This is a genomic window from Intestinibacillus massiliensis, assembly GCF_900155735.1.
GTDB lineage: Bacteria > Bacillota > Clostridia > Oscillospirales > Butyricicoccaceae > Intestinibacillus > Intestinibacillus massiliensis.
The window spans coordinates 198,856-214,923 of sequence record NZ_LT707057.1 but is presented as its reverse complement, the minus strand read 5'-3'; the positions used below and the strand labels follow the sequence as shown (position 1 = coordinate 214,923).

The following is a 16,068-nucleotide window of genomic DNA, read 5'->3' as shown; positions in this document are numbered from 1 at the left end:
AGGCCTGCTGCGTGATGGACGCGCGCGCCGGCCAAGTGTATAACGCCCGGTTCCGCCTGACGCCGGAGGGGCCGCAGCGCCTGTGCGGCGACCGCGCGCTCAAGCTCGGCGCGCTGGCCGAAGAAATCGGCGCGGCCGCGCAAATACTGGTTGGAGACGGCGCGCATTTGTGTTATACTAAACTCAAACAAGAATGCCCGGGGCTGCGCATGGCCCCGCCGCATCTGCTGTACCCCTCGGGGTACGGCGTGGCCATGGCCGCACAGCGCGTCTTTGCGGACGGGCAGGCGGTTGGGGCGGACGCGCTGCGCGAACAGTACCTGCGCGCGCCCCAGGCCGAGCGGGAGCGGCTGTGCCGCCTGGCACAAGAGAACGGAGGTTAATAAAATTATGACGATTGCAATTGGTAACGACCACGCGGGCTACGCGCTCAAGGTGAAGCTGGTGGAAATGCTCGAGGCCAAGGGCTATGAGTTTACCGACTACGGCTGCTATTCCGCCGAGCGCTACGACTATCCGGACGCGGCCGAGGCGGTTGCAAACGCGATTGTCGAGGGCAAGCACGAGCGCGGCATCCTGATCTGCGGCTCCGGCATCGGCATCTCGATCGCCGCCAACAAGGTGCCCGGCATCCGCGCGGCGGCCTGCCAGTCCCACTTTGCGGCAAAGTACTGCCGCCTCCACAATGATGCGAATATCCTGTGCCTGGGCGAGCGGATCACCGGGCCCGGCGAAGCGTGCGAGATGGTCGAGGTCTGGCTCAGCGGCGAGCTGGAGGGCGGCCGCCACCTGGGCCGCATCGAGAAGATCCACGCGATTGAAGCCAAGCACAGCAAATAAGCGAAATTAAGGGAGATAAATATTATGGCTATGGCAAAGGTTCATGAGATGGATCACCCGCTGATCCAGCATAAGCTGTCCCTGATGCGGGACAAGACCACGGGCGTCAAGGAGTTCCGCGAGGCGGTCGGCGAGATCGCCACGCTGATGTGCTACGAGGCCACCCGCGACCTGCCGCTCAAGGAAATCACGATCGAGACCCCGGTCGCAGACGCCAAGGTCAAGGTCATTTCGGGCAAGAAGATGGCGATCGTGCCGATCCTGCGCGCCGGCCTCGGCATGGTGGACGGCATCCTCAACCTGATCCCGACGGCGAAGGTCGGCCATATCGGCCTGTACCGCGACCCGGAGACCCTGCAGCCGGTCGAGTATTACTGCAAGCTGCCGAACGATATCGCGGAGCGCGACGTCATCGTCGTCGACCCGATGCTGGCGACCGGCGGCAGCGCGACGGCAGCCATCCAGTTCCTCAAGAACTACGGCGTCAAGCACATCAAGCTGATGAATATCATCGCCGCGCCGGAAGGCGTCGCGACCGTGCATAAGGACCATCCGGACGTTGAGATCTTCGTCGCCGCGATCGACGAAAAGCTGAACGACCACGGCTACATCGTCCCCGGCCTGGGCGACGCGGGCGACCGCATTTTCGGCACCAAGTAAGCCTTGCTTCTGGCAGCCAGAACCCTTCCACCGCGCGGGCGGCGGAAGGGTTCGTATTTTTAGGAGGGGGGATGCGCGATGCCGTATTACCTGCCGGTCGTCATGATCGTGCTGTCCAACGTCTTTTATAATATCTGCACCAAGTCGCTGCCCGCCGCGGCGAACCCGTTCCTCAGCCTCGTCGTCACCTACCTGGTCGGCGCGGGCGCGTCGCTGGCGCTGTTCTTCCTGTGCAGCCCGGACCGCAGCCTGGCGCACGCCGTGCAGCAGGTCAACTGGGCGCCGGTGGTGCTCGGCCTGTCCATCGTCGGGCTGGAGGCGGGCTACATTTTCCTGTACCGCGCGGGGTGGAAGGTCAGCATGGGCTCGATCGTGTGCAACAGCGTGCTTGCCATCGTGCTGATCGCGGTCGGCGTGCTGCTGTACCATGAGAAGATCAGCGTAAACCAGGTGANGTGCTGCGCGGCCTGGGGTACGGCGGGCGCGTGACCAGCCCGACCTTTGCCATTGCAAACGAATACGAGACTGCGGCGGGGGACGTGGCGCATTTTGATATGTACCGCATCCTGGACGAGGAGGCGCTCTGGGAGCTGGGCTTTGAAGACTACCTGGACGGCGCGCGCATCCTGCTGATCGAGTGGAGCGGGAATATCGCGGGCGCGCTGCCCGCGCGCTACAAGACCGTCAGCATCGCCTACGGCGCGGCGCCGGACAGCCGCATCATTACGACCGGGGAGGTAGGGTATGAAAATCCTGAGCTTTGAATCGTCCGCGGTGTCCGCGGCGGTCTGCCTGACCGAGGGGGCGCGCGTCATCGCGTCGTCCTTCCAGAACTGCGGGCTGACGCATTCGCGCACGCTGCTGCCCATGGCCGAGCACCTGCTCGCGGGTTGCGGCATGGCCGTGCGCGACCTGGACGGCTTCGCAGTCGCCGCGGGGCCGGGGTCGTTTACCGGCATCCGCATCGGCGTGGCCACGGTCAAGGGGCTTGCGATGGCGGCGGACAGGCCCTGCGCCGCGGTTTCCACGCTCGAGGCCATGGCCTGGGGGCTTCTGGGGCTGGAGGGCGAGGCCTGCTGCGTGATGGACGCGCGCGCCGGCCAAGTGTATAACGCCCGGTTCCGCCTGACGCCGGAGGGGCCGCAGCGCCTGTGCGGCGACCGCGCGCTCAAGCTCGGCGCGCTGGCCGAAGAAATCGGCGCGGCCGCGCAAATACTGGTTGGAGACGGCGCGCATTTGTGTTATACTAAACTCAAACAAGAATGCCCGGGGCTGCGCATGGCCCCGCCGCATCTGCTGTACCCCTCGGGGTACGGCGTGGCCATGGCCGCACAGCGCGTCTTTGCGGACGGGCAGGCGGTTGGGGCGGACGCGCTGCGCGAACAGTACCTGCGCGCGCCCCAGGCCGAGCGGGAGCGGCTGTGCCGCCTGGCACAAGAGAACGGAGGTTAATAAAATTATGACGATTGCAATTGGTAACGACCACGCGGGCTACGCGCTCAAGGTGAAGCTGGTGGAAATGCTCGAGGCCAAGGGCTATGAGTTTACCGACTACGGCTGCTATTCCGCCGAGCGCTACGACTATCCGGACGCGGCCGAGGCGGTTGCAAACGCGATTGTCGAGGGCAAGCACGAGCGCGGCATCCTGATCTGCGGCTCCGGCATCGGCATCTCGATCGCCGCCAACAAGGTGCCCGGCATCCGCGCGGCGGCCTGCCAGTCCCACTTTGCGGCAAAGTACTGCCGCCTCCACAATGATGCGAATATCCTGTGCCTGGGCGAGCGGATCACCGGGCCCGGCGAAGCGTGCGAGATGGTCGAGGTCTGGCTCAGCGGCGAGCTGGAGGGCGGCCGCCACCTGGGCCGCATCGAGAAGATCCACGCGATTGAAGCCAAGCACAGCAAATAAGCGAAATTAAGGGAGATAAATATTATGGCTATGGCAAAGGTTCATGAGATGGATCACCCGCTGATCCAGCATAAGCTGTCCCTGATGCGGGACAAGACCACGGGCGTCAAGGAGTTCCGCGAGGCGGTCGGCGAGATCGCCACGCTGNCGGCCGCCCTGCTGGGCGGGATCGCCGCGCGCACCTGCCTGACCGTCGAGCTTGGCCTGCAGACCGCGTCGGACAGCACCGCGCGGCGCATGAACCGCTGCGAAACGCGGCAGGCGTTCCTGGAGGGGCTTTACCGGCTGCACGCGCACGGCGTGCCGGCCTGGGTGCACCTGATCAACGGCCTGCCCGGCGAAACGGCGGAGGACATGCGCGGCAGCGCGCGGTTTATCGCCGGGCTGCCCGTCCAGGGGGTCAAGATCCATCTGCTGCATGTGCTGCGCGGCACGCCGCTCGCGGCGGCGTATGCGGCCGGGGGATTTGAAACGATGGCGCGGGAGGATTATGTCTCCACCGTGTGCGACCAGCTCGAGCTGCTGCCGCCCGGCATGGTGATCGGCCGGCTGACCGGCGACGGCCCGGCGGGGGATTTGATCGCGCCGCTGTGGAGCCGCCGCAAGCGGGAGGCGCTCAACGCCATCGACCAGGAGCTTGCGCGGCGGGATAGCTGGCAGGGCAAATTTTGCCGAAAAATCCCTTGACAGCGCAGGTTTGGCAGCGTATAGTATAAAAAGTGTCATAGGGGAGTAGTCGGCGGCGTTTTGCGCCGCAATTACAGTCAACAGCGTGGCGTTTTCACGAAAGGCGCCTGGCGTAATTTGAAACGACGAGACTTATGTTCCGCTTTGCGGGGCATAGGTCTCTTTTTTTGTAATAAACCGGCTGCGCGGGGCACAATGTTATAGGGAAAAGGGGTTTTAAAAAGTATGATCTTTGTTGTTTACGCACTGCTTGTCGCCTGCGTCGTGCTGTTTTCCGCGCGGCTGGGCTACTATGTCGACCTGCTCGACCAAAAGACCACGATGGCCTCGGCGTTTATCGGCGGCGTCATGCTCGCGGCGGTGACCTCGCTGCCGGAACTGATGACGAGCGTCACGTCGGTCGCCTTTGTCGGCAAGCCCTCGCTCGTCATCGGCAACATCCTGGGCAGCGACCTGTTTAACGTGTTTGTGCTCGGCGCGGTGTTCCTGCTGTATTTCAAGGGGCTGCGGCGCGCGCGCATCACCACGAGCCACAACACGACGGTCACCTGCGTGGTCGTCATATACGTGCTCCTGCTGGTTTCCCTCAAGACCGGCAGCAGCCTGTTCCTGTACGGGGTGAGCGGGCTTTCGCTCGTGATCTTCGCGCTCTATGTGTGGAGCATCCGCAAAATGTCGGGCGACGAGGACACGTCCGGGGAGGCGGGCGACGTCAGCCCGCTGACGCTGCGGCAGGTCGTCCTGCGCTTTGCCGGGTACAGCGTGCTGCTCGTGTGCGCGTCCATCGCCATCACCTACGCCTCGGATTACCTGGGGACGAAGATCGGCCTTGGGTCGACCATGGCGGGCGCGCTGCTGCTCGGCATCGCGACCTCCCTGCCGGAGATGATCTCGTGCTTCGTGCTTGCGCGTATCGGCAACTTTAACGCCATGACCGGCAACATCGTCGGTTCCAATATCTTTAATTTTGCGATCTTCTTCGTGGCCGACCTGGCCTACTGGAACAAAAACCTCTATGTGTACGACAGCCAGGCAGGCCTGCTGATCACGCTCGGCCTGGCCGCCAACGCCGCGGTGCTGGTGCTGGTGCGCCTGCTGACCCGGAAGGGCGGCGCGGAAAAGCGCCCCGCGGCGCCGGTTGCGCTGCTGTCCGCGGTCCCGGTCGTAAGCTATGTGCTGTTCGCCGTGCTGTCGGCGTAAAAAAACCCCCGGCCGGAAAGCCGGGGGTTTTTATTATTTGAACCTGCGGTACCGCGTGGATTTGGAACGCATCATCTGCTGGCGGCGACGGCGGCGGCGCCGTCCCGTCAGGAGGATGATCAGGATATACAGGACGAGCAGGATGACCAGCCCGAGCACGATCATCTTGAACAGGCGGCTCTTGAAAAAGTTCTCCAGCTTGTCCGCATAATAGAGCACCTGGGAGCGCGACACGTCGCGGATGGACACGAGGTCGACCGAGCCGTAATGCACGCCGTTATAGCTGACGTCCATGGTGCCGATCACATCCCCCGCCTTGATCGGGGCGACGAGGTCGTCCGGCAGGTGCATCGTGCGCACGACGTTGTCCATCTCGATATCGATCGGGACGACGGCGTCCAGCTTGCCACCGGTTTGCAGGACGATGCGGTCGCAGTCCGTGGAAAGGCGGATATCGATCTCCGTGACCGCTTCGCCCTCCTTGACCAGCGTCTGCGAGGCGAAGTTTTCAAAGCCCCAATCAAACAGCCGCTTGGTCTCGGAGAAGGTCACCGGCTGGCGCGCGCCCTGCGGCTTTTCACAGCCGAGCACGACGGAAATCAGCGTGGAGCCCTTCTTGGTCGCGGTCGCGACGAGGCAATAGCCCGCCTGCGAGGTGTGGCCGGTCTTGATGCCCTTGGCGTAGCTGTAATACAGCGGGTCGTTGCGGCTGAAAATCAGCATATTGGTCGTAAAGACCTTGAGCGGCTTGCCGCGCGTTGCGGTCAGGTTGTTTTCGCTCAGGGTCTTCTGCGCGGTGTTGGCGATGAGCGCGAAGGTCTCGTTTTTCATGGCCTCCGCGGCGATCGTGCTCAGGTCGCGCGCGGTGGTGTAATGGTCGTCGTCATGCAGGCCGTTCGGGTTGACAAAGTGCGTGCCCGTGCAGCCGAGCTCCTGGGCGCGCGCGTTCATCATGTCCACAAAGCCCGCGACCGAGCCGCCGACATGGCGGGCGAGCGTATTGGCGGCCTCGTTGCCGGACGGCAGCAGCAGGCCGTACAGCAGGTCGATGACCGGCACCTCCTCGCCGGGCTGGAACCCGGCCTTGGAGGAATCCGCTTCGACGCCGGCAAAGTCCTCCTCGGTGACCGTGACCTTTTCGTTTAAATCCTTGACATGGTCAAGCACGACGAGCGCGGTCATGATCTTGGTGGTCGAGGCCGGGTAGCGCTTTTCATCGGCGTTTTTCTGGTACAGCACCATGCCGCTCGACGGGTCGAGCAGGATGGCGGCCGTCGCCGCGATATTGGGGTCGTCCAGCGCGGCCGCAGGCAGCGGCACGCAGGTGACGACCGTGATTATCAGCAGAAAAAGGGCGGCTGTGCGCCGCCAAAGGTTATGCTTCGTCATCTTGATCCCCCAGGAGAAAGTCGTCTGCCGAAAAGGTGCCGCGCAGGACGGCGGGTTTGGGCGGCACGCGGCGGAGCGGGTCGTATTTGAAACGGCGGCAATGGTCGTCCATCGAGACGATGCCGCGGCGCTTGCAGGTGGCCCTTTCGTCGTCGAGCGGGCCGGCGTGCGCGCAGTAAGCGCAGCGCGGTTCTATATTTTTACGGAAGAGGATGCTTCGCCTCACACCGACACGTCCTTTCGGCTGATAGTAACTCCTATTATAACGGATTTATGCGCGGCTTTCCAGTGCTTTTTGTTAACAAAAGGAGAACAATGTGGATCGGCACGGATGTTACGGAAAAAAACACCGTTTGGAAAGCTTTGCGCATGGAATGTTCCTGTGCAACCTGCTACAATGGACTTGTGCCAATACGGCAGGAAACGGAGGGATTTGCATGAAAAAGAGGTTCATCGCCGTGCTGCTCGCCGTGCTGACCCTGCTGCCCGGCGGCGCATTGGCTGCGGGGCGGGCGTTCAGCGACGTAGACGACAGCTACGGCTGGGCGCGGGACGCGATCGAGGGCTTTGCGGCGCAGGGGATCGTGGACGGGGTCGGAGGCGGCAGGTTTGCGCCGGACGACCCGGTTACGCGGGAGGAATTTGCAAAAATGCTGACGCTGTCCTTTGGGATGGAACCCGCGGCGGGCGGCGTGCCGGCGTATGCCGACGTGGCGGCGGGGCGTTGGTCATACGGGTACGTTGAGGCCGCGCGCGGCTACCTGGACGGATACGTCGACCCGTCCGGCGGTAAAATGACGTTCAAGCCCGAAACGCCCGCGCGCCGCGAGGACATCGCAGCCGCGATTGTGCGCATCCTGGGCTACCGGGCGGAAGACAGTGACGCCGCCACCGAGGCGGAGGGTTTTACCGATTACGGCGCGATTTCGCCCGCGCTGCGCCCCTATGTGGGCGTCGCGGCGGCACGGGGGCTGATTGAGGGCTATGCGGACGGCACGTTCCGCCCGCAGGCGGGCATCACCCGTGCGGAGGCGGCTGTCATGCTGTACCGCGCCGTGACGCAGGCCGCGGACGCGCAGCCCGAAGCCGACGCGCCCAAGCTGACGGTGACTGTGTGCCCGTCCAGCGTGACCGAGGCGGAGGTGACGGTCAGCGGCGCCGTGTCCGGTCAGGCCGGTACGCTGCCGTCCGTCACGGTCAACGATAAAGCGGTATCGGTCTCGCCCTCCGGCAAGTTCAGCGTGCGGCTTACGCTGGCACCCGGCGATAACGAGGTGGTGTTCACCGCCCGCGATGCCGCGGGCAAGGCCGTGACGGAGACCCGGATGATCAAGTATACGAAATCCAAGGGTTCCCTGGCCGAGGGGTACGGCTATGTCCAGTCCACTTACCGCACCAAGGATGGAGACGGCGATACCGCGGTGGTCATCGAGGTGTGGGACGGCAGCCAGGCACGCGAACTTTGGGTCAAGGATGCGGATATCGGGACCGAGCCGCGCCAGGGCGATATCGCGCACTATTATGTGTATGGCGACGGCACGCTCGACCGGATCGGCCGCGTGGCCAACGGCAAGCTGGGCGCGGTCAAGGAATGGGACGCGGACACGGGCCGTATCCGCCTGTTTGACGGCACCACCTACCGCGTCACAAACGATACGTTTGTCCTGTATGTGGATACCGGCCGGCATGTGGGCGCGGACGGCGGCGCGGTTTCCGAAGCGTTCGCGGACGGCGGCGGCCACTACAACAATGTCTTCCTTGCCACGGAAGTGGGGGAGGACGTCGACCTGCGCGTCCTCGTCGTGGACGTGAACAACNAGCAGCGCACCCGCCACAAAAAACGGGAACAGGGCGGGGACCGCCGTGCGCAGCGACAGCTCCAGCCCCTCGCGCGCGGCCTGCGCCGCGTCGCCCGCAAAAAATGTAAGCCCGGCAAAAAGCAAAACCGCCGCCGCCGGGAAGGCAAGCCGTTTGAGTTTGGAAGCCGTATTTTTCATCCTGTCCACCCCTTTTCATGATAAATGTATTGCCGGGCGGCAAGTTTCATACCGGCGTGACATAAGAATGAGAGGAATGGAGGTTTGGGCATGAAGGAGGGTCTGGGCGCACGCCTGATGCGGCAGGCGCAGGCGAGCTTTTTAGCGGAGGATTTCGGCGCGGGCGTGCCGCGCATAGAAATATTAGGCGATAAGCGGGTACTGGTGGAAAACCATAAAGGGATACTGGAATACGGCGACACGCTCATGCGCATCAACTGCGGGCACATGGTGGTCAAGATCGTGGGCGACGGGCTGGAGCTGCGGGCGCTCAGCCTGTCCGAGCTGGCGGTCACCGGGAAAATCCTGTCGCTGGAATATGTGACGTAAAAGCGCGAGATGATAAAGGACGGGGGAACGCAAGGTGTTTAAGAATTTTTTGCGCTATCTGGAAGGCACCGTGCGCATCCGGGTGCGCGGCGCGGCGATCGAGCGCTTCCTGAACCTGTGTTCGCGCCACGACATCGCGCTGCACGGGATCGAGCGGGCCGCGCTCGACGAGCTGCACGCGACGGTCCTGCTCGGGGATTTCAAGCGGCTGCGCGCGCTGATGGGGCGCACCGGCTGCCGGGTGCACCTGCTCCGGCGGCGCGGCGCGCCGTTCATGGCGCACCGGTTCCGCAAGCGGTATATGCTGTTCGGCGGGGCGGCGGCGCTCGCCGGCCTGTGCTGGGTGCTGACGAGCTTCCTGTGGGTCGTCCACCTGACCGTGCCGGACGGGGTGTCGGGCTACGACCTGGCGCACAACCTGCACGACCTGGGCGTACGCCCCGGGGCGTACATCGGCTCGATCGACGCGCGCGCGGTGCGTTCCGAAATGATGTACCGCATGCCGGAGCTTGCGTTCATCTCCATCAACCTGCACGGCAACCGGCTGGAGGTCGAGGCGCATGCGCGCCGTCCCAAGCCCGAGATGGTGGATAAGGACTTGCCGACCAGCGTTTACGCCACAAAGCCCGGGCTGATCACCAAGATGGCCGTGACCGAGGGTACGCCGGCCGTCAAGGTGGGCGAAACGGTTGCTCAGGGGGATATGCTGGTTTCCTCGGTCAAGCTGCCGACCGGGGAGCAGGGCGCGGCGCGCAAAAGCCACGCGACCGCGGAAGTCGAGGCGCGCACCTGGTATACGGCCACCTCCCGGCGGGCGCCGGCCGCGGCGGCCAAACAGTATACCGGCAAGGAAACCGTGCAGTACGCGCTGGTGTTCGGCCGGCGGCGCGTCAACCTGTTCCTCGGCAGCGGCGTTTCCGAGGAAAACTGCGACAAGGCGGTGGAGGAGCGCAAAATCGTCATCGCGGACAGCCTGGAGGTGCCGGTCAAGCTGCAAAAGCAGACCTTCCGGTACTATGAGACGCGCGAGGCGGCGCCCGACCCGGACGCGGTGCGCGCGGGGATGGAGCAGGCGGCGGTGCGGCGCCTGCAGGCGCAGATCGACGGGACGATCACCGCGCGCAGCACGGCGTTCCGCGAACTGCCCGGCGGCGGCTACGAGCTGACGCTGTACGCGGAATGCCTGGAACAGATCGGCAGGGAAGCGGTCGACACGCAGGAGCTGCCCGCGCCCGCGCAGCCCGGTGAGGAGGGCGCGCCCTAGCGTGCCCCTGTAAAAAGCGGGTAAAAACAGGCCGCCGCGCGTCATTCTATTGAAAACGGTTGCGGTTTGCGATATAATAGCCGCAGAGCGGTATTTTCCATATCGCAAATTGTGGGATCGCGGACGGCCGGATACGGATGCCGGGGCGGCAGCCGCCCCATCCGCCGCGGCGGGTTCACAAAGCAAATGAATGTTGGCAAAACAGAAGGCGAGGAGCAGATTTGCAAAAACATATCGCATTTGACGGCGTTTCCCAGCAGGCGGTATTCGGCGCGTTTGATTCCAACCTGCGCGCGGTCGAGAAGGCGCTCGCGGTTTCCATCGTGTCGCGGGACGACGGCGTGGACATTTCGGGGGACACCGAGGAGGCCGTCTGCCAGGCGGTCCATACGCTCGAGGCGCTGCGCGCCATCCATCAGAACGGCGAACCGGTGAACGACATCACGGTGAGCAGCGTGCTCGATTCCGTGCGTACGGGCGACGTTTCGTCCGCGGTCGCCGCATCCAAGGACACGGTGGCCATCAGCTACCGCGGCCAGCCCATCAAGTGCCGCACGGCCGGGCAGAAGCGCTTTATAGAGACCATTAAGAAGAATACGATCACCCTATGCATCGGCCCTGCGGGCACGGGCAAGACCTTCCTGGCCGCCGCGATGGCGGTCACCGCGTTCCGGGGCAAGGAGGTCGACCGCATCGTGCTCACGCGCCCCGCGGTCGAGGCCGGGGAAAAGCTCGGCTTCCTGCCCGGCGACCTGCAGAGCAAGGTCGACCCGTACCTGCGCCCGCTGTACGACGCGCTGTACGACATGCTGGGCACCGACAAGGTCAAGGACTATATGGAAAAGGGCGCGATTGAGATCGCCCCGCTGGCGTATATGCGCGGGCGCACGCTGAACAACAGCTATGTGCTGATCGACGAGGCGCAAAACATCACGCTGTCCAGCCTGAAGATGGCGCTGACGCGCCTGGGCGCCGGTTCCAAAATGATCCTGACGGGCGACGTGACCCAGATCGACCTGCAGGACGGCCAGGAAAGCGGCCTGGCGAAATGTGCGCAGATGCTGGCCGATATCGAGGGCATCGGCGTGGTGCACCTGCACAATGCCGACGTGGTGCGGCACCGCCTGGTGCAGGAGATCGTGCGCGCGTTTGAGAAAGAGGAAAACGCCGCGAAAAAAGGCAAGGGCGCGCCGCGCCCCTACCAGAAGCCGTTTTACCGGTAAGGCGGAAAACCAAAAAGGGTGCAGGGCTGTAGTTGCCCTGCACCCTTTTTCATTTTCTTCCGGTCAGTACTGCATCACTTCGATCGCGCCGCTCTCCACGAGCCGGACAAACAGCGCGCCGAGCGCGGGGTCGAACTGGGTGCCGAGGTTGCGCCGGATTTCCTGGAGCGCGTCCGCGACCGGCATCGGCTCCTTATAGGAGCGGCGCGACACCATCGCGTCGAAGGAATCCACCACGCCGAGGCAGCGCGCGCCGACCGGGATCTGTTCCCCGGCGATGCCGCGCGGGTAGCCCTTGCCGTCGTAGCGCTCATGGTGGCCGAGGACGGACGGGATGACGTAGGTCAGCGAGGGCAGGTGGCGGATCATCTCGATGGAGCGCTCCACATGCTGCTTGATGATGGCATACTCCTCGTCGGTCAGGCGGCCGGTTTTGGTCAGGATCGCGTCGGGGATGCCGATTTTGCCGATGTCGTGCAGCAGGCCGGCCTGCCGGATGGTCTCGACGTGTTCCGCGTCCAGACCGTAGGCCTTGGCGAGCGCCGCCGCGTATTCCGAAACGGCCTGCGAGTGGCTGAAGGTGTAGTGGTCCTTGGCGTCGATCGCCGCGGTCAGCGCGTAGATGGTCGGCGTGTATTCGAGCGCGATATCGGCCTTGTCACGCACGGGCGGTACGCCGGCCTCGGAGCGGCTGTAGGCCACCGTGCGGTTGCGGCCGTGCTGCTTGGCGCTGAATACCGCGAGGTTTGCGTAGGACAGCAGTTCGTCCGCCGAGTGCGCGGCGGTGGGATAGGTGCACACGCCCGCGGAAAAGGTCAGGAATTTCTCCACGGCCTCGCCGGTGCGGGAAATGTGCGCATGCAGCCCTTCTCGGATGCGTGCGGTCAGCCCCTGCGCCGTGGCGGCGTCCGTGAAGGGGAGCAGCACGGCAAATTCCTTGCCGCCGTAGCGCGCCACCGTGCCGCGGGTGCCGATCACCTGGGTGAGCAGCCCGGCGAAGTCCTGCAGCACCTGGTCGCCCGCGCCCGTGCCGTACAGCTCGTTGTACAGCCGGAAGTTATCCAGGTTCAGCAGGATGACGGACAGCACCTGGCCGTGGTTCTTGCGCACCTCGCCCTGGAGCTGCTCGGTAAAATAGCGCCGGTTGTACAGGCCGGTCAGGCCGTCGCGCTGCGCCTCTTGCCGGATGGTCTCGTAGAGGCTGGCGTTTTGCAGGGCGATGGACACGACGGAGGCCGCGGAATCGAGGAACACCGTTTCCTCGAAGCAATAGGGCTTGTGGTTTTCCTTTTCCGCCAGCAGCACGATGCCGGTCAGGCGGCCTTCGCAGCGGATGGGCAGCAGGTAGCTGATGTTGAGGTCGCGCAGCAGCCGCTTTTCCGTCTCCCACATGGATTTGTAAAAGGAAGTGTGCGTGAACTCGGTATAGTGCAGGCCCGCGCTGTGCTTGCCGAGCCACATGACGAGCGGGTGGTCGCCGCGCAGCGTCACGTCGCGCCGGATGGGCGAGGTGCCCAGCGCGGAGCGGTAGCAGTTGTCCTCCGGCGTATACAGGCAGATATAGACGCCGTGCGTGGGGATCGCCCCGCGCAGCAGCTCCAGGAACGCGTCGATGATCTCGTCCAGGCGCAGCGTGCGGCCGACCGCGTCGGAAAACGCGCGCAAGCCGTCCTCCCGCGCGATCTGGTCGCGCACGAAGACGTTGTTCAGCAGCACCGACAGCAGGTTGTACAGCAGCAGCACCAGGATGGACAGCAGCACCGCGATAATGACCGTGTGGTACGCCGCCAGGGCGGGCAGGTGCCTGGAGAGGAACCCCTGCACCGTGGGCAGCGCCGCGAGCAGGATGAGCGCGCTGACCGAAATCGTCATGAAATAGGCCGCGCCCTTGGACGCGATCTGGCGGCTGAGCGCGAACAGCCGCTTTTTACAGAAGGCGTAGTAGATGCAGCACGCGTTGACCGCGCAGGCCGCGGTATCGAGCGGCAGGGAATTGAGCACCGGGGTCGTCACGGGCAGCACGTTGCCCACCAGCATGACGCCCACGCCGACGAGCAGCGGGATGAAGTGCGTGGAGGGCGTGCCCTGCCGCCGCAGGCCGGTCAGCATCAGCCGCCAGATGGAGATAAAGATGCAGATGGCGAGCAGCACGGGCAGGACGATCAGCAGGTGCGTTTCGTACCGCATCGCGGTCTGCCCGCCGTCGGTGGAGATCACCGGCTCGGACAGGAACAGGCTCAGGTGGTTCATGACCAGCATGACCGCCGTCCCGCCGCCCCACAGCGCCTTGAGGAAAAAGCCTTTGATCTCAAGGTAGTTGATGGTCAGCAGGTAATAAAGCCAGGGCACCAGGATGATGCCGTCCAGGCAAATCTGGTTCCAGAAGCCCGGCGAGGGGTAAAACTGCAGGCGCAGCAGCAGGGAGCCGCCCGTCCACAGGATGAACGCGCCGAGCAGCAGCATGAACGAGTGGATGGTCTTGTTTTTGCGCGCGGTCAGCAGCGTCATGAGCAGGAACACGTTGCACAGCAGCGCAAATCCCGGGATAAGGGAAAAAAGGATCGGGTTTATTGACAAAAACCGTCACCTCCCCGCGGGGAACCGCCGTTTTGCAGGTACATCAGGTCGATGATATCCTGCGCGGGCGGGTTGATGCGGCGCATCGGCCGCCCGTAGCGCGCATGGTATTCCGCGAGCACGCCCTCGCGCAGCAGCGTGATCCGCAGCGGCTCGATCCCAAGCAGCCGCTTGAGGTCCTTGTAATCGTGGTCATAGTGGCGGAAATAGATCGACATGTGCTCGCGCAGGATCTGCTCGGTCATCGGGTGGCTGGCGGCGGCCGCGCCGTCCACCTCGACATAGAGGTGCATGAACGCGCGCTTTTCCCCGTCGTACTCCTTGCGCGCGAACCAGTCGGCGATTTCCAGGCGCGACATCTGGATGACGCGCTTGACCGCGCCCTCGGTGATGCGGGTAAAGCCCGCGATGTCGATGACCGACGGGACGCGGTCGAGGTATTCAAACTGCGGCATGGCCAGCCCGTCGCGCTCGTTTTTCAGGCGCAGGCAGCGGTACATATCGCCCACGCGGTAGCGCGTGAACGAGCCGCCCTTGAGCACCGTGATCACAAGCTCGTAATCCTGCCCGGCGGTCAGCTCGTCCATGAGGTAGGTCTTGGGCGTGTAGGACGGGTCGTCCATATTGCGCAGCATCTCGTTTTCCGGGATAAATTCGTAAAAGCAGGCGTCCGGGAACAGCACGAGGCCGTCCCGGCTCCAGGTCTCCGTGCCGATACAGGTCGGCTCGGTGCCGCCGTGGATCTCGAGCGGGCGGCGCCCCCAGGCGTCCTCCAGCTCGTCCTTGAACAGCACGGTGTCCGTGCCAATGCACAGGAGCGCCTGCAGGTCGAACAGGTCGCGCGGGCGGATCGGCTTGCCGTCGCGGGAGGCGTGGTATTTGGCCTTCAGCAGGCGGTACAGCATGGCGGGGCGGAACCCGGCGAGGCTGGAAAGCTTCCATTTGCCGCCCGCGCCGCTGATAAATTCATTGAAGTTCTTGGTGACCGTATAGATGATGCTGCTCATGCCGAAATAGATGTCCATGCCGCCCTGCACCGCCAGCTTGAAGCCGGCCTTGTTCTGCTCGGAAAAGGACATGCGCGTCGCCTCGCGCAGCGGCGGCATGAAGTGCATATCGTATTCCGGCTCGATCAGCACGGGAAAAAGCCCGCTGGCATAAGGCAGCGGGGCAAGGCAATAGAGCGTGCGCGCGCTCGGCTTGAGGCAAAATTTCCCGCGCGATTCCGAGGCCGCGAGCAGCATGGCGCCGAGCATATTGGCCTGGCAGGTCTCAAGCATCTGGGCGGAACAGGGCGCGACCTTGACCGGGCGGCTGCCGCTCTCCCAGGTGGTTTCCAGCCAGATCACAGGCTCGGAGGGCAATTGGTCGGCGCGGCGGGACAGCAGGATATCGGCATAGTCCTCGTACTTGGTCAGCGGGACGTTCTGCCGGAACTCGCTGACCGTGCGCGGGACCTGCCCGCCGAACAGGCGCTGCCCCAGGCCGCAGCCGCCGAGCAGGGCGATCTGCTCCTCGAGCAGGCGGAACTGGATCGCCATATATTCGTCCATCGACAGGTCGAGGAAGCTGCAATACTGCGACCAGACCTCCGCCGGCGGGAGCTTTACGAGCTTTTCCTTGAAACGCATCGGCGATCCACCACCTTTCAAAATCAGATTGGCCTACAGGGTGCGGCCGAAGCAGCGCGCGGCGCTCCGGCGGTTTGGGAACAGGAACGGGGTGCTTTGTTGGTAACCCGCGTAGCCCGCCAGGTATTTGGGGAACAGCCACCGGTCCTGCGCGGCGACATAGGCGAGATCCAGCCCGGAGAAAACCAGCGCGCCCGCGCCCATCCGGGGCGTGCCGGCGGCAAGCCACAGGCCGAGGGCGCAAAACAGGAAGCACCAGAAGCCCGGATGGCGGCAGAGCGCGTAAGCGCCCCGGTCGCACACGGCGGGCGGGGCGGCCGCG

The 16,068-nt window shown here is 64.3% G+C and carries 17 protein-coding genes; 12 read left to right on the top strand and 5 right to left on the bottom strand.

The annotated features are described in order from the left end of the window. The 8 genes from CZ203_RS07015 to CZ203_RS06975 all read left to right on the top strand — a co-directional run. Positions 1-383, top strand: a 383-nt coding sequence (locus tag CZ203_RS07015) for a tRNA threonylcarbamoyladenosine biosynthesis protein TsaB (protein WP_407927716.1), incomplete at its 5' end; no start/stop codon positions are given. Positions 384-390: 7 nt separating this feature from the next. Further along, positions 391-840, top strand: a complete 450-nt coding sequence (gene rpiB / locus CZ203_RS07010) for a ribose 5-phosphate isomerase B (protein WP_087065415.1) — start codon at positions 391-393, stop codon at positions 838-840. Positions 841-870: 30 nt separating this feature from the next. Then, positions 871-1,500, top strand: coding sequence for a uracil phosphoribosyltransferase (gene upp / locus CZ203_RS07005; protein WP_200809449.1), 630 nt, complete (start codon positions 871-873; stop codon positions 1,498-1,500). A 485-nt stretch (positions 1,501-1,985) separates the two neighbouring features. Next, positions 1,986-2,264, top strand: a complete 279-nt coding sequence (tsaE, locus tag CZ203_RS06995; protein WP_235847477.1) for a tRNA (adenosine(37)-N6)-threonylcarbamoyltransferase complex ATPase subunit type 1 TsaE — start codon at positions 1,986-1,988, stop codon at positions 2,262-2,264. Beyond that, complete coding sequence (gene tsaB / locus CZ203_RS06990) at positions 2,245-2,952, top strand: tRNA (adenosine(37)-N6)-threonylcarbamoyltransferase complex dimerization subunit type 1 TsaB (RefSeq protein ID WP_087065416.1); 708 nt, start codon at positions 2,245-2,247, stop codon at positions 2,950-2,952. The genes tsaE and tsaB overlap by 20 nt, the downstream gene beginning before the upstream one ends. Before the next feature lie 7 nt (positions 2,953-2,959). Then, on the top strand, positions 2,960-3,409 hold the full coding sequence (gene rpiB, locus CZ203_RS06985; RefSeq protein ID WP_087065415.1) for a ribose 5-phosphate isomerase B: 450 nt from the start codon (positions 2,960-2,962) through the stop codon (positions 3,407-3,409). Positions 3,410-3,433: 24 nt separating this feature from the next. Next, positions 3,434-4,096, top strand: coding sequence for a radical SAM protein (locus tag CZ203_RS06980; RefSeq protein ID WP_087065414.1), 663 nt, complete (start codon positions 3,434-3,436; stop codon positions 4,094-4,096). A gap of 225 nt (positions 4,097-4,321) precedes the next feature. Beyond that, on the top strand, positions 4,322-5,296 hold the full coding sequence (locus CZ203_RS06975; protein ID WP_087065413.1) for a sodium:calcium antiporter: 975 nt from the start codon (positions 4,322-4,324) through the stop codon (positions 5,294-5,296). 33 nt (positions 5,297-5,329) lie between these two features. Here the strand turns inward: CZ203_RS06975 and CZ203_RS06970 are convergent, their stop codons facing one another. Beyond that, entirely contained in the window at positions 5,330-6,685 is a 1,356-nt protein-coding gene (locus CZ203_RS06970) for a D-alanyl-D-alanine carboxypeptidase family protein (RefSeq protein WP_087065412.1), read from the bottom strand. Beyond that, the gene (locus tag CZ203_RS06965) at positions 6,672-6,911 is read right to left on the bottom strand and encodes a hypothetical protein (protein ID WP_235847476.1); all 240 of its coding nucleotides are present in this window, start codon (positions 6,909-6,911) and stop codon (positions 6,672-6,674) included. The genes CZ203_RS06970 and CZ203_RS06965 overlap by 14 nt, the downstream gene beginning before the upstream one ends. 148 nt (positions 6,912-7,059) lie before the next feature. Between CZ203_RS06965 and CZ203_RS06960 the strand changes: the two genes are divergently transcribed. From CZ203_RS06960 to CZ203_RS06945, 4 genes are all read left to right on the top strand, one after another. After that, a complete protein-coding gene (locus CZ203_RS06960) occupies positions 7,060-8,703 on the top strand; it encodes an S-layer homology domain-containing protein (protein ID WP_456236194.1) in 1,644 nt (547 codons plus the stop codon). 69 nt (positions 8,704-8,772) lie between these two features. Continuing rightward, positions 8,773-9,051 carry a YabP/YqfC family sporulation protein gene (locus CZ203_RS06955; protein WP_087065410.1) on the top strand — a complete coding sequence of 93 codons (279 nt, stop codon included), beginning with the start codon at positions 8,773-8,775 and terminating at the stop codon, positions 9,049-9,051. Positions 9,052-9,085: 34 nt separating this feature from the next. Next, positions 9,086-10,315, top strand: a complete 1,230-nt coding sequence (locus tag CZ203_RS06950; protein WP_087065409.1) for a sporulation protein YqfD — start codon at positions 9,086-9,088, stop codon at positions 10,313-10,315. A gap of 221 nt (positions 10,316-10,536) precedes the next feature. Continuing rightward, positions 10,537-11,538 (top strand): PhoH family protein, encoded by a 1,002-nt coding sequence (locus CZ203_RS06945; protein WP_227105665.1) that lies wholly within the window; start codon positions 10,537-10,539, stop codon positions 11,536-11,538. A gap of 63 nt (positions 11,539-11,601) precedes the next feature. Here CZ203_RS06945 and CZ203_RS06940 read toward each other — a convergent pair whose 3' ends face one another. The 3 genes from CZ203_RS06940 to CZ203_RS06930 form a co-directional block, all read right to left on the bottom strand. Next, on the bottom strand, positions 11,602-14,115 hold the full coding sequence (locus tag CZ203_RS06940) for a histidine kinase N-terminal 7TM domain-containing diguanylate cyclase/phosphohydrolase (RefSeq protein ID WP_087065407.1): 2,514 nt from the start codon (positions 14,113-14,115) through the stop codon (positions 11,602-11,604). After that, positions 14,106-15,746: a GH3 family domain-containing protein gene (locus tag CZ203_RS06935; protein ID WP_087065406.1), complete on the bottom strand. Its 1,641-nt coding sequence runs from the start codon at positions 15,744-15,746 to the stop codon at positions 14,106-14,108. Before CZ203_RS06935 ends, CZ203_RS06940 begins: the two co-directional genes overlap by 10 nt. A 33-nt stretch (positions 15,747-15,779) precedes the next feature. Continuing rightward, positions 15,780-16,068, bottom strand: a 289-nt coding sequence (locus CZ203_RS06930) for a methyltransferase family protein (protein WP_407927715.1), incomplete at its 5' end; no start/stop codon positions are given.